Source organism: Flavobacterium sp. (assembly GCF_032153895.1).
Classification (GTDB): domain Bacteria; phylum Bacteroidota; class Bacteroidia; order Flavobacteriales; family Flavobacteriaceae; genus Flavobacterium.
Genome location: NZ_JALDYN010000023.1, coordinates 1 through 14,494, shown reverse-complemented (window position 1 = coordinate 14,494; position 14,494 = coordinate 1). Strand labels below are relative to the sequence as shown.

The window sequence follows — 14,494 nt, the reverse complement described above, 5'->3', positions numbered from 1 at the left end:
AAAAAGCTTGAAATGACAAAAGCAGTAAGTGGTTTTTCCAAACTTTCTAAAGAAGAAAAAATTCAATGGATTGCAGACCATCATTTTGCCAATCCTTCACAAGGCGTGCAGATTATCAAACAGTATTGGAATCAGGATGCTGATTTGCAGAAACTTCACGACGAATTCATCGAAAACACCCTTACCAACTTTTATTTACCGTTAGGCGTTGCCCCGAACTTTTTAATCAACGGAAAGAATTACACCATTCCGATGGCTATTGAAGAAAGTTCAGTTGTCGCAGCAGCAGCTAAAGCAGCCAAATTCTGGAGCAATCGTGGCGGGTTTAAAACAACCGTTTTAGGTACCGAAAAAATCGGACAGGTTCATTTTACCTTTACAGGCGAAACAGCCAAGTTAAACCGATTTGTAGAACAAATTCAGCCTAAATTTTACGCTGACACGGAAACTATCACCAAAAACATGCAGAAAAGAGGTGGCGGAATTTCAGCCATCGTCTTGCGCGATAAAACCAACGAGCTGGCAAACTATTTCCAACTCCATGTAACTTTTGAAACCAAAGACAGCATGGGTGCTAATTTCATCAATTCGTGTTTGGAACAATTGGCGAAAACATTGAAAGAAGAAGCTTCCGTTTGGCCGGATTTTTCAGAGACAGAAAAAGACATTCAGATTGTCATGAGCATTCTTTCTAATTATGTCCCGAATTGTGTAGTTCGTGCCGAAGTATCTTGCCCTGTAGCCGATTTGAAAGAGGAAAAAAACATTTCGCAGGAAGAATTTGCCGAGAAATTTGTCAGAGCAGTTCAGATTGCTGAAATTGAACCCTATAGAGCCGTAACCCACAACAAAGGCATTATGAACGGTATAGACGCCGTGGTTATTGCAACCGGAAATGATTTCAGAGCGATTGAAGCCGGAGCGCACGCCTACGCCTCCCGGAACGGACGTTATGCAAGTTTATCACATGCCAAAATTGAGAATGGAATCTTTACCTTTTGGATGGATATTCCTTTGGCTTTAGGTACGGTTGGTGGCTTGACTTCTTTACATCCGTTAGTTAAAATTTCGATGGAAATGTTGGGCAAACCATCCGCTATAGAATTGATGGAAATTATTGCGGTTGCAGGTTTGGCGCAGAATTTTGCCGCACTTCGCTCTTTAACCACGACAGGTATCCAGCAAGGTCATATGAAGATGCACCTGATGAACATTCTGAACCAATTTCAGGCCACCGAAGACGAGAAAAAGACCGTTTTAGCACATTTTCAACAGCAGACCGTTTCGCATTCCGGAGTAGTTGATTATCTGGAAAGCATTCGTAAGACCAATTAAGCAAACGTCTTGAATAAAAAATTTTATAGTAACGGAAAGCTTTTAATTACCGGGGAATACGTAGTTCTCGACGGAGCATCTGCGCTTGCCTTGCCAACAACCTTTGGACAATCTTTACAGATAGAAAGTGGTTCGGAAAAAAAAATCATATGGAAAAGTTATGATTCTGATGGAAGTCTTTGGTATGAAGACAACTTAACTTATCAAGAAGTCATTGCTTATCAAAAAGAAAACCAGCAATCTAGCATTAAAGCAACTTTGCTTCAGATTTTAAACGAGGCTTATAAAATGAATCCATCATTTATGGATGCTTCTGATGGTTATTCGGTTTCGACACATTTGACTTTTCCAAGAAATTGGGGTTTAGGCACTTCGTCTACTTTAATTAACAACATTGCACAATGGGCGCAAATCGACGCTTATGAATTGCTTAAAAGCAGCTTTGGTGGCAGCGGTTACGATATTGCCTGTGCGCAGAATGACACCCCAATTCTCTACCAACTAATCGACAACAAACCATTAGTTGAACAAAAAGAGTTAAGCTTTTCTTTTTCAGAGCATATCTATTTTGTGTATTTGAATCAAAAACAAAACAGTCGAGAGGCTATTAAAAACTATTACGAAAAGCAAGCCTCGATTCAACCTGTTATAACCGAAATCAATTCTCTTACTCAGCGACTCATACATAGTCAATCGATAGGGGAATTCACAGCTATTCTTGAAGAACACGAACAAATCATGAGTGCCGTTTTAGAAACCAAAACCGTAAAAGAAAGATTGTTTCCAGATTTCAGCCGTACTTTAAAAAGTTTAGGGGCTTGGGGTGGCGATTTTATTATGGTAATTTCAACCGAAAACCCAACGAAGTATTTCAAAGAAAAAGGGTTTGAAACGATTCTGACTTACTCCGAAATGATAAAATAAAAAAGGTTTGCAAATGCAAACCTTTTTTATTTGTATTACTATGATTCTCTATTAGAAATCAGAACGATTATCTTCAATATCAGCAGCTGATTTTAAAGCTTCGATTACTTTTCCGTAGAAACCACCTTGATTTTGAGATTTCAACTTCGTGATGTACGGCGTATAGTTCGGTAAGGCTGCTGCTTTAGCAACATTCTTAGTTCTGATGATGTAAACTCCAGATTGACCTTCAATTAAAGAAGATGTTTTTCCATTACCTAAAGCAAACGCTTTACCAACAACTTTTGGCTCAGCTCCAACCGCAGGAATAAAAGGATTCTCTAAGGAAACCGAAGTAGCATTCAATACAGAAGCACCCGATTTTTGAGAAACCGCTTCTAAAGTAGCTCCTGCCATTTTAGCTTTAATCAAAGCGGCTTTCTTCTCATTTCTAAGAATTGGACCAACTACGTTTTTCGCTTCTTCCACAGACAACATTCCTGTTTCGTTTTTCGCTTTTACACGAGCAATAATATGACCTTGTGTATTGTCAAATTTCTTAATATCCCCTTCTTTTGTATTTCTTGAAAATGCCCAAGAAACCACGCCTCTTTGTGCTCCAACTGAAGGAAGGTATTCGTCCGTTACTTTAACTGTAGCCGGAGTAACATTCAATTTCATTGCTTTTGCAACAGAGTCGAAATCTTTTTCGTTTGCATCGGCTTCAAATTTAGCAGCTGTTGTGTAGATTTGATCCGCAGTTGTTTCTGACGGCTCGATTTTTCTTGCAATAGTAGCTAAACGAACTGCATCGTACTTAGCATCCACTTTGATTACGTGGAAACCGAATTCTGTTTCAACAACTCCAACTTTTCCAACCGGATTTCCGAATAAGAAACTGTCAAATGTTTTTACCATTTGTCCTGGCACTACGTTATCGTAAGAACCTCCTGTTTGTTTAGACCCTGAATCGTCTGTATTTGTCATTGCCAACATTGGGAACATTCCCGGATTAGCCTGAACTTGTGCTAACAATTCATTTGCTTTTGCCTGAGCTTCTTCTTTAGTGCGTTTTACAGCTAGGTTTGGCGTCTGACTTCCTTCATAACCAATTAAAATGTGGCTTACTTTAGCAGAAGCTCCTGATTTTCTTCCCATCATTTTAGAAAGACAAGAGTACCCATTGTGAACGTATGGCCCGAAAACCTGACCTTGCCCTAAATTAAATAATGCTTCTTGATTTTCTAATGGTAAATCTTTCTTAGCGATATACGTTGAATCAAATTTGATATCAGAATTCGCGTTTACAAATTCTTCATTGTTAGAAGCAGCTGCAAAACCTGGTAATGTATCATTTTTACCTGTTTTATCATTGAAAACAACTCTTCCGCTTAATAAGCCGTTGATCGTAGCTTTCATCTCTGTTTCGTCTTCTACCGATGGTTTGTTTTCGATAAATACGAATTCAATATCTCTTGAATTATCCGATTTGTATTTTTTAGGATGTTTTTTCATATAAGCTACCAACTCGTCGTCAGAAACTTTTACTTCTTCATCCTTAATTGTAGCATAACCAACCGTTACGTAATCAAAATCAACTTTGTTGTTTTCTCTTTCGTACGCCAATTTTCCTTCTGTTTTAGTAGCCAACATACCCGATTTGATCATCGTGTAATACATTTGCTCCGTAGCCGAAGTTTCCACTTGCTTTTCGTACTCTAACCAAGCATTCCATTGCTCTGGCTGAGAGGCTTTAATTGTTGCTAAATATTCGTTGAATTTGTTTACATCAAAAACTCCGGCAGCATTTAAAAACTGAGGATTTTGTGCGAAACTAGGATTTTGCTTCATCACGTTTACTAATTGGTCTTTTCCAATTTTCAATCCTAATTTTTCAAACTCTTCTCCGAAAAGAATTCTTTTAATTTCCTGCTCCCATACAGAATTCGCAGCCTGAGTATTACTGATACCTTGCCCGCTCTTTTCTACATTGGCAACTTTTTGAAGGAATTCCTGAGCCAAAATGTTTTCACCGTTAACACTTCCGATATTTCTCGATGTTTGGTTGAAACCACCACTTTGGACGATATCTCCAATAACAAATGCTAATAAACAAAACCCGATTACTCCAATAAGTAGAATCGAACGCTGTCTGATTTTTGATAAAACTGCCATTTTATATTCTAGTTGATTTTTTATTCAGAGGGCGAAAATACAATTATCTATTTAATAATAAAATAGTAAGTAATTTTTTTTAAGCCAAAACAAATTTATTTTCTTATTTATTTCCCATTCGGTTGGAAAACTTTCTGCGGAAGAAAAACATGAATACAGCCAAGGCTGCAAAAAGTAAACTTAAAACATAACTTTCGTTGTTTTGATAGCGTTCAAAGGCATCGTAAACAAACATCACGAAAATTATCAAATATAAGTAGTGTGCGTATTGTAAAACTTTCATAATTAATCAATTTTGGTAACTTCTCCCTGGCTGTTTTGCATGTTAAACACTTTAAAATCTTTGCTAAAATCAACACCCGGCCCTTCTAAATAACCACCGGCTGCGTCAGTATATTTAAAGTGTTTTTCTGTAAAAAACCATTCGTTCTTTTGGTCGTAGTACAACTGCTCGGTTTCCAAAACCTTGCCGTCGTGTGAGGTAATTTTTACATTACCCTGCAAATCAATGATATCGGTTTTTGCATAGGTGATGGCATAATCCGAAACCACATGACTCTGCTGTCCATTATCATCATACAAGGTTACATGAATCCCTTTTGGGAATTCAGTAAATGGATATTTAATACTGGAATAATCTAATAGTTTAGGGCTTTCTAAAATTGCCTTAACCTTACCGGAATCCGTGTATTTCAAGTTCACAGTATCCGCCTCGCCAGTTGGTGTAAATGTAATTTTATTTATCTTCTGAACATCCTTAAAGTTACTTTCACAAGAAAACAGGCTTGTCAGCAGCAAAACCATTCCGAAGTGAAAACTGTATTTTTTAAGAATCTTCATCAATTTAGTCGTATTTGGTTTTCACGAACCAACGATCACTAAAAGTAAGCCCCAAACTGATTCCGAAATAATTTTCTTCGATAAGTCCGTTAGCTCTTGTTCCTCGTTTACCGTATTCTAAACCAAGATTTAGGCTGGAAATAGAAGTTCCGACAGGAAAGCTAAACCCTAAGGTTCCACAATGGTCTACTATCGTTTTATTACCAAGAACTAAGCCTGTATTCTCATACTTATACCCAGCGCGATAGGTAACTCTTTTAAAATACCCCGAATAAGAATTGTATTTCGGAATAAAATAACCTCCTAAAGACAATTTACCAGCTGTTGTTGCTCCCACTCCTTCCGGCATTACATTCTCATTCTTTCCAAAAAAAGTATATTCTGCACCTATCATCCATTTTTTATCTTTACCAAAAGACGAACCAAAAGTGAATTTTGTAGGTACTTTATATTTTCCATCGGGTACAGGAACATCTTGTTGATCATCAATAGTCTCTCCTGTTTCTTCAGTATACAAAACAACAGCTACATTTCTTGTGTTATCAACCGAAAGCTTACTTTCTGGAGAAAAGGCTAAACTGCTTTGAAAATCCCATTTACCAGCAATTTTCGTTTTATGCATCAATCCTAAATTCGTTGAAAAACCACTATACGAAGCTTCATTTCTTGTACGGGAACCTAGAAAAACAAACGGATCTATCACAATAGCCTCTGTTTTAACTTTCCCGAAATTATACTGCAAATCCAAACCGAAGCTCAAATCTTTGTAAATTTTATAGGCTCCGCCAAAGAAAACCCTATTAACTCCACCTTCGCCTTTGAAATATCTTTGATACGGATCAGCTTCAGTGTAATCATTTTTAATCTTATATCCTACGGTAGTTTGAGGAATCAAACCAAAAGAAACACCCGCTTTGTTCCCAATAGGAAATCCGATTGCTAAATAATCCAAAGAGGTTCTTTGTGCTTCTTCCTCCTGAGTATTGGTTTTAAAATTGATTCTGTTATTCGCTCCACCAACTGCAAAAGATGTAAACCTTAAAAAAGAATACGAAGCCGGGTTCTGAAGATTGATACGAACACTATCTGTCATAACGCCCAATCCTCCCATGGCACGGTTTTCTGCAGTTCCTTTAAAACGCACATCACCAATTCCGTAGAATGAATAAGGGGAAGCAGTTCCTTCCTGAGCCAAAATTGAAGTTGAAAAAAGTATACTAATTCCTAAGATTATCTTTTTAATCATTGTCGCTTATATAATTGTATAAATGGTTCAAACTTTCCAAGAGAAAATTTGGATTGGCAAATATGGTGCTTTTTATGTTTTTTGCCAAAAAATCTGCATCGCCGCCTGTTAAAATTACTGTTAAATGTTGATATTGTTCACGATACCGGTTTATAAACCCCTCAATTTCGTTCACAATACCAAGCACAACACCGGAATGAATGGATTCTTTAGTCGAATTCCCGATGAAATTTTCCGGTTGTTCCAACGTCAATAACGGTAATTTAGCCGTGTAATTATGTAACGATTCATAACGCAAACGAAAGCCTGGCGAAATAGCTCCGCCTAAATACTGATTATCAGCATTGATAAAATCGTACGTGATACAAGTTCCAGCATCAATTATTAGGCAATTTTGGTTTGGATGAAGTAAAGTGGCACCCGAAGACAAAACCAATCTGTCGATGCCAACAGTTTTGGGTGTAGCATACAAATTCTCGAAAGGAAATGACAAATCTGGAGATACAATTAGTAATTTCGAATGCTTTTCAACAAAATCCAAGACAGAAGCATCGAGTTTCCCTACCGACGAAAACACCGAATTTTCGATTTTTGGATATTTTTTAAAAATATTTTTGATTTTTTTTTCAGCCTCTTCTTTCAGAAATATTTCTTTATCCAAAAGACTATCTTTCTCAAAAACAGCAACTTTAATTCGGGTATTCCCTACATCGATGGCTAAAAGCATATTTACTAGATTGTGGAAACAAAGATACAAATTGATTTTTTTAAAAATTTGTTTTGCATAAATGAAAAATGGTTCTATATTTGCACCCGCAATCGACAAGCAATACACGCTTACTGAAAGCAAAAAAGGTGCCTTAGCTCAGTTGGTAGAGCAACGGACTGAAAATCCGTGTGTCCCTGGTTCGATTCCTGGAGGCACCACTGAAAACCCGCTCAATGAGCGGGTTTTTTGTTTTTTAGTCTTTTCTACAAACAAAAAAACCAACCCTTACGGATTGGCTTTGGTTATAGTGTCGTTAGCAACAGCTTCGTATTCGGATTCTTCCAAATCTTCTCCTTTTTTACCAACTTTGATTTTTGGATTTTCAGAAGTTCCGGTAATCTTTAACGGAATCCCTATAATTCCCAACGGCGGTAATCCTAAACGCATTTTCAGATTCAATTTGCCATCTAAAGATGTTTGTCCTTCAATTCGAGGACGGAATCCTGCCACTTTAAATTTGAAGCGTTCAATGGTCATGATATTGTTCTTAACCGTTGTTTTAATATCAATTTCTTTCAGATTTGGATCTTTAATGTCGTCTTTCCCAGTTTTTTTACTCACCGTATTGAACAGTTTAAAACCTTTCATTTTCACATCACGAACGGACAAAACACCACCACCACTTAACGACGGATAAATCGGTTTCATGTTGCCATCCAGATGCCCAGCGATTTTATAATCCACCGACACAATTCCTTCTGCATTGTCAGCAGCTGTCACCATATCGCGGAACATTTTTATTTCGTTGTACGCTTTCTTCACATCAAAATCCTTGGCTTTAATCTGATAGTTGAACGCAGCTTTTTGCGGATTTAAACTTCCATATGTTGCATCCATATTAAACTTACTTCCGATTAAATCGAAATTGGTATTCTTAAGTTTCATTACTCCATTTTGCATGGAAAGTTGTCCTTTCAAGCGATCGATATTCAAACCTTCAAAATTGATTTTCTGCGCATTGGCTGTCAGATTGAAATCGAAATTGGACGGAATAATTACCACACCAGTTTCTGTTGTAGCCGATTCAGAGGTTGTTTCAACTTTGGTTTCAGCCACACCCGAAGTAGTCGCATTCACCATAAATTCATCCACGTTGATGTAATTGGCATCGACAACAAAATTCCCTTTCAAAACTGCTTTGTCCGACATGATGAAGTTGATGACATTTTGCATTTGTCCGTTCATTTTAAAATCGGATTGTCCGTAAGTCGCCAGAAAATCTTTGAAATTCATCGTATTTTGATGGAAAGCAAAAGTTCCTTCTTTAATCACAAACGGCTGCGGCAAATACTCCGATTTGGTTCGGATGTCGCGTAAAATCAAAGTTCCTTTGTTGTTCAGTTTGTTGTAATTCCCATTGGTCGCATCGCTCTGCCTTCCCTGAAAGGCCACATCAGCATTCACAAAGCCTTTAACATCTAAATCTTTTCGGGAAAACACTTTGTAAATTCTACCCAAATCGACTTCCCCTTTTGCTTTGATATCGTACAGAATATCATCGAAATTGAACAAACTCGCATCCACATAAACCGGTTTTCCTTCAAAAACAAATTGCGCCGGTTTTATTCGAACCGCCAAATCTTTATACTTCCCAGATGTGTTTAAAACATTGGCCGTCAGATTAATATTTTCAATCGGATTCGGATAATAAATCGTTTTCAATGACGCGTTTTGCAACACTAAACTTCCTTTGGTTACCGGAAACAAATGCTGAGCGGCGTTGTATTTTCCGTTGGCTACGATATCCGTTTTCAGGGTTCCTTTGAAATCCATATTCTGAATTCCTAAAGCACGGTGTAACGTTCCCAAATTCAGCCGTGACTTGACTTTTGCCTTCACATTTGGCGTTTCCAAACCAACTGTTTCCACAATGCCGCTGAAATAATCTTTTCCTAAATTGAAGAACAACGAATCGACTTTTACATTCAGATTATTTGTGTTTAAAGCCGGTAATTTAGTTTCAAAATTCAGGTAAATGTTCGATGCCGGAACTGGTGCCTCGTTGTGCGAAACATAGCCGTCGCGAACTTTAAACTTGAATGTTAAATCGGGTTTTTTGTTTTCAGCTACGTTGTATCGGCCTTTGAAAGTCAGTAACAAATCTGTAGTTCCTTCCATTTCGGTTTTTTCCAACCATTGCACGTAATGCGGTGGTAATGCGGTAAACACATCATGCAAATCGCTGTCTTCGGATTGTACGCTGAAATCAATATCGTATCCGCTTTTCAGGAAATTCAACTTTCCTTTGAAATCGATTGGTAATTTATTGATGATTAAGTTGTTCTGTTGAAAGATAAACGACAAGGAATTGGTGTTGATCTGCGTCAACAAATCGGCGTTTACTTTTTTGTTTTTCAGATATTCTTCGCCGTCAAACACAAAATCGAACGACTCAATTTGCATTTTGGTTTTCAAGTCAAAAATCGCCTGATCCAAATCGCCTTTGCCGCGGTAATTGAATCCTTTGGCATCCATTAAAATTTTAGCCGATTTATCGTTGTACAGTAAATGACTGTCTTCAATCACGATTTTGTCCAAACGCAACGAAGTGGATGACGAATCATCTTTCTTTTCTTCTTTGTTGTCGGAAACATAAACATTGTAATTGGCTTCCCCTTTTTCATTGACCAAAACATTCATTTCAGCATTGGAAACATAAATCTGATCGATATTGATTTCTCCATTGAAAACCAATCTTTTCAGGTTGATTCCGAAAGCTACTTCTTCCGAAGCCAAAAGGGTTTTATCCTTAAAGGGTGCCGAACCTTTCAGTGAAAAATCGGTCAGCGTTAAGGTAAGCGACGGAAAATGATTGAAGAAAGAAAGATTCGCTTCTTTGAAGTTCAATTCGCCGTTTAGTTTTCGGTTGGCAAAGGCTTTTACTTCCTCGGCAATTTTACCCGGGAAAATTATCGGCATCAGGAACATTAACAAAAGGACTGAACCTAAGGTTATTCCTGTAATTTTTAATACTTTAACCAGTATACTTTTCTTCTTCGCTTCCATAGCGCAAAATTACTACGACAACATCGATTTATAACGTATTCACTTACTTAAATTGTGATAAATATTTGTTAAATAACAGGTTGCCATAAAAAAACGGGAAGTTAATTTCCCGTTTTAATCCATTGATTGATTTTATGTTCCAGAAGTGCCAAAGGCATAACTCCTGATTCGAGCACTTTTTGATGGAATACTTTGATATCGTATTTGTCTTTCATCTGTTGTTGCGCTTTCTGACGCAATTCCATGATTTTCAATTGTCCGATTTTATAGGACAACGCTTGTCCCGGATACGCCATATAACGCTCAATTTCAGAGATAATACTAGCTTCGCTTTCCGCTTCGTTTTCTAAAGAATATTTAATCGCCTGTTCTCTAGTCCAGCCTTTGGAATGCATTCCGGTGTCTACCACCAAACGGATGGCACGGTGCATTTCATTACCCAACATTCCGAAGTATTGGTACGGATCGCTGTACAATCCTAATTCTTTTCCTAAACTTTCGGTGTACAACGCCCAACCTTCGCCGTAAGCCCCAAACCAATTGAACTTTCTAAAAGCAGGCAATTCTTTATTTTCCTGTTGCAGCGACACTTGAAAATGATGCCCCGGAATTGCTTCGTGCAAGAACAAATCTTCGTCACCGTAATAATTATAGTTCTTCACATCCGGAATTGGAACGTAGAAAATACCTGGTCGTGTACCATCTTCCGAACCCTGAATGTATTCTGCACTGGCGGTTTTTTCACGAAACGCTTCTGTTCTACGGATTTCGAATGGGGTTTTCGGTTGCAACGAAAAGAATTTATCCACATTCGGTTTGATTTTTTTATGAATCGCTTCGAAATTGGCAATCACTTCTTCCGGTTTTTTGAAAGGCTTCAGTTCAGGTTTGTTGCGCACGTAATAGAAGAATTCAACGATAGTTCCTTCAAAACCCACTTGCTGTTTTACTTTTTCCATTTCAGCTTTCAAACGGGCTACTTCTTTTAAACCTAAGGCGTGAATTTCTTCTGGTTTCATCGTAGTAGTTGTCCATTGTTTGGAGCAAACTGCATATAGGGCTTTGCCATTAGGCAAACTTCCGATTCCGCTTGTGGCACGAGAAGCCGGCAGATATTTTGTCTTCAGAAAATCGGTCATTTTCTGGTATTTCGGCACCAATTTTTCCGTGATTACTTTGGTATAATCGTTTTTTAAAGCCGATTTCGTTTCGTCTGAAAACTCTTTTGGAAAGTTTTTTATCGTCGAATAGAACAGATTGTCTTCCACATTCGTGGTAATTTGCTCTTCGAATTGCGGAATCAGTTTTTCGGTTAATGCTTTTGGCAAAACCACGCGCTTTTGAATGCCTTTATCCATATAAATCATCGCCGAATCCAGCCAAACGGAATACAAATCCATTCGTTTTAAAAAATTGCGGTAATCTTTTTCGGTTTTGAAAGGTTGTGCCGATGTTCCGCTCGCCAACTGCATCATTTTCAGATGCGTACTTTCAAACTGGTTGATGGGCATCAAATTGGCTTCCTGTTTCAGTAATTCTTTCCCAACTTCGGTTTCCCACTGAATAATTTGGTAACTGATTTTCTCTTCGGCTGAAAGACTTGTGGTATCGACATTTTTTAAATCTTCCTGGTATTTATTGAAGAATTTCCCTTGCTTCTCCCGATAGGCATCGGTCATTTCAAAAACCAATTGGTCGTTGAACTCGTTTTGTCCGTACAAAGTCGCTTCCAACGGATTCAAAGCACATTTATCCTTGAAATAATTTTCGGTCAAAGCTTTAAAATCGACCATTTTTTCTTCTTTTTTACAGTTCACCAACAGCATGGAAACCGCAAAAGCCGAAGCCAAAAAACCTATTTTTTTCATGTTTTAGAATTGAAGATTGAAGAGTAAAGCTACAAATTTTATCCGTGATAGACGCGGGAAGCAATGATTTTTCCGTCGCGCACTTCTAAGACTTCAGCCACTAACATGTCGGATTCTCCTTCTACCTGACGGATGTATTCCATAAAAACTCTGTCGCCATTCGCGGTTAACGAGGTTACTTTATAATGTAAGGATGGCAATCGGTCGAAAGCATCCTGCCACCAGGCACGCATCGCTTCTTTTCCGGTCACCAACCCATTGGTTTCCGGCTGACGGATTTTTAGTTTAGGGCTAAAATGTTCCGCTTCGTCATCATAAAGCGATAATAATTTTTCTAATTGTTTAGTATTGAACGCTTCAAACCAGCGAAAGGCAATCGATTGTAAATTTTCTGGTGTCATAGTTTTATTAAAAAATCCCGACAAGTCGGGATTGGTATTTTTAGATATTTTTCAAATTGATAATTTCCTGATCGGTTAAGAAACGCCAGTTTCCACGCGGCAAATTCTTTTTAGTCAAACCGGCAAAAACCACGCGGTCAACTTTCAAAACATTATAGTTTAAGTGTTCAAAAATGGAACGCACTACTTTTACGTTAGAGGTTTTCATTTTCAGACCGATTTCACTTTTCGGCTGCTCGTCGATATAACTTACTTCTTCCACAAATACTCGAAAATTGTCGATGGTTAATCCGGAAGCGATTTTTTCCAAATCTTCAAATTTCAGATTCTTATCCAAAGAAACCTGATACACTTTTGAAGAACGCTGATTCGGAGCCGTGAATTTGCGAATCATATCAGAATCATTGGTAAACAACAATAAACCTGTAGTGGTCTTATCCATACGTCCAACGGCTTGTAGCTTGGCACGCGTTGCATTGCGAACCAAATCCAAAACATTGTTGGAATTCATATCCTCATCTTTGGAAGTCGTGAATCCTTTTGGTTTATTTAACAACAAATATTCTTTTCTCTCCGGTGTAATTACAGTTCCGTCGAAGTTTACGACATCACCCGGCTTTACTTTATAACCCATTTCGGTTACAACTTCACCGTTTACTTTTACGTTACCGGATTGAATATAAATATCGGCATCACGACGCGAACATACTCCGGAATTGGAAATGTATTTGTTCAAACGAATATCGTCTGAATCTTTGGCTTTTGGTGCTTTAGGAGCTTTCGGTTTTCTGTCAAAATCAGGTTTTGGTTTAGAAAAACCTTCCTTTTTCAAGCCCGGTTTTCCAAAAGCTGGTTTTTTTCCTCCTCCATTGGATTTCCCTGAAGCGCCGCGTTTGTTATTTCCTTTTCCGTTGTTCATTTCGCTAAAATTTCTGCAAAGATAGTGTTTATAAGTCGATGTCTGAATACCAATACCAAAAACTAAATTTTCAACAGATTTCTTCCGTGAATTAAAACCGAAGGATCAATCAGAACAATACTAAAAACTCCGGCAACAATTAGCAGTTTCAGCATGTTGTGCAGTTGCAAATATTCATTATGCGTTTCCGATTTCCAGAGTTTCAGCAAAAAGAAAATCAAAACGATTAAACTGACATAGAAGTAAATATCCATGTAACCAACATCGTATTTATCAATCAATATGAATACCGGAAGTATTGTTCCGAAAGTTAAAACCGTAACGACTTGCTTGGACAATTTTTCTCCAAAACGCACTGGAATGGTCTGATAATCATTAGCCATATCACCTTTCAGATTCTCTAAATCCTTAATCATTTCCCGAATCAGAATCAGCAAAAACAAAAACGTCGCATGAGCAAAAATGACGTGATAGAAATTTTTAAAATACAACAGAATTCCGAAAAATGGCAAAACCGCCAACAACGAAGCTGTCAAATTACCAATGATTGGATACTTTTTCAGTTTGTGCGAGTAAAACCAAATCAGGAAAATATAGACCGCAAAGAAAAAAGCAGCGCGCCAGGAAACGATAAATGCCAAAGCGGTCGCTAAAAAATTCAAGCCGAAGTATACCTGCAATTTGGTTTTCTGACTGACTAATCGGTCCAACATGGATTTTTTCGGACGGTTGATTAAGTCCTTTTCAGAATCGTAAAAATTATTGATAATATAACCCGAAGCAATTGTTAAAGTCGAAACGAAAACAATGACAAACAATCGCCAATCCAGAATCACGTCAAGTGCTCTTCGCTCGGGAGCTAAAATAAAAATTGAAGATAAATATTGTGCTAAAACAATAATCGGAATGTTGTAACCGCGCACTACAGAAAACAAACTGAGAATTTTCATCAGCAGTAATTTTGTTTTACGTGTGAGCATGATTTTTAAGAAGTTTTAGGTTAAGAGTTTAAAGTTATTTCTTAAAACTGAT

12 protein-coding genes and 1 tRNA gene are annotated in these 14,494 nt (G+C 37.7%); 3 read left to right on the top strand and 10 right to left on the bottom strand.

Annotation, left to right across the window (positions count from 1 at the left end; translation table 11 throughout):
• Positions 1-12 precede the first annotated feature (12 nt).
• Positions 13-1,335 carry a hydroxymethylglutaryl-CoA reductase, degradative gene (locus tag RUH60_RS08700; RefSeq protein WP_313807420.1) on the top strand — a complete coding sequence of 441 codons (1,323 nt, stop codon included), beginning with the start codon at positions 13-15 and terminating at the stop codon, positions 1,333-1,335.
• Positions 1,336-1,344: 9 nt separating this feature from the next.
• Positions 1,345-2,259 carry a GYDIA family GHMP kinase gene (locus tag RUH60_RS08695; protein WP_313807417.1) on the top strand — a complete coding sequence of 305 codons (915 nt, stop codon included), beginning with the start codon at positions 1,345-1,347 and terminating at the stop codon, positions 2,257-2,259.
• 51 nt (positions 2,260-2,310) lie between these two features.
• On the opposite strand, the gene RUH60_RS08690 is transcribed toward RUH60_RS08695, so the two are convergent.
• The 5 genes from RUH60_RS08690 to RUH60_RS08670 all read right to left on the bottom strand — a co-directional run bounded on the left by RUH60_RS08690 (position 2,311) and on the right by RUH60_RS08670 (position 7,226).
• Complete coding sequence (locus RUH60_RS08690; RefSeq protein WP_313807415.1) at positions 2,311-4,413, bottom strand: peptidylprolyl isomerase; 2,103 nt, start codon at positions 4,411-4,413, stop codon at positions 2,311-2,313.
• Between the two features lie 103 nt (positions 4,414-4,516).
• Entirely contained in the window at positions 4,517-4,696 is a 180-nt protein-coding gene (locus RUH60_RS08685) for a hypothetical protein (protein WP_313807413.1), read from the bottom strand.
• Between the two features lie 2 nt (positions 4,697-4,698).
• Positions 4,699-5,253, bottom strand: a complete 555-nt coding sequence (gene lptC / locus RUH60_RS08680) for an LPS export ABC transporter periplasmic protein LptC (RefSeq protein ID WP_313807411.1) — start codon at positions 5,251-5,253, stop codon at positions 4,699-4,701.
• A gap of 4 nt (positions 5,254-5,257) precedes the next feature.
• On the bottom strand, positions 5,258-6,499 hold the full coding sequence (locus tag RUH60_RS08675; RefSeq protein WP_313807409.1) for a hypothetical protein: 1,242 nt from the start codon (positions 6,497-6,499) through the stop codon (positions 5,258-5,260).
• A complete protein-coding gene (locus RUH60_RS08670) occupies positions 6,492-7,226 on the bottom strand; it encodes a type III pantothenate kinase (protein WP_313807407.1) in 735 nt (244 codons plus the stop codon). Before RUH60_RS08670 ends, RUH60_RS08675 begins: the two co-directional genes overlap by 8 nt.
• A gap of 127 nt (positions 7,227-7,353) precedes the next feature.
• On the opposite strand from RUH60_RS08670, the gene RUH60_RS08665 reads away from it, so the two are divergent.
• Positions 7,354-7,426, top strand: a tRNA-Phe gene (locus RUH60_RS08665).
• A gap of 67 nt (positions 7,427-7,493) precedes the next feature.
• On the opposite strand, the gene RUH60_RS08660 is transcribed toward RUH60_RS08665, so the two are convergent.
• The 5 genes from RUH60_RS08660 to RUH60_RS08640 form a co-directional block, all read right to left on the bottom strand.
• Positions 7,494-10,274, bottom strand: coding sequence for an AsmA family protein (locus RUH60_RS08660; protein WP_313807405.1), 2,781 nt, complete (start codon positions 10,272-10,274; stop codon positions 7,494-7,496).
• Between the two features lie 101 nt (positions 10,275-10,375).
• A complete protein-coding gene (locus tag RUH60_RS08655) occupies positions 10,376-12,142 on the bottom strand; it encodes a DUF885 domain-containing protein (RefSeq protein WP_313807404.1) in 1,767 nt (588 codons plus the stop codon).
• A 38-nt stretch (positions 12,143-12,180) separates the two neighbouring features.
• Positions 12,181-12,543, bottom strand: coding sequence for a nuclear transport factor 2 family protein (locus RUH60_RS08650; RefSeq protein ID WP_313807402.1), 363 nt, complete (start codon positions 12,541-12,543; stop codon positions 12,181-12,183).
• Between the two features lie 40 nt (positions 12,544-12,583).
• Positions 12,584-13,462 (bottom strand): pseudouridine synthase, encoded by an 879-nt coding sequence (locus RUH60_RS08645; protein WP_313807400.1) that lies wholly within the window; start codon positions 13,460-13,462, stop codon positions 12,584-12,586.
• Positions 13,463-13,524: 62 nt separating this feature from the next.
• Positions 13,525-14,442 (bottom strand): geranylgeranylglycerol-phosphate geranylgeranyltransferase, encoded by a 918-nt coding sequence (locus RUH60_RS08640; protein ID WP_313807398.1) that lies wholly within the window; start codon positions 14,440-14,442, stop codon positions 13,525-13,527.
• Positions 14,443-14,494 lie beyond the last annotated feature (52 nt).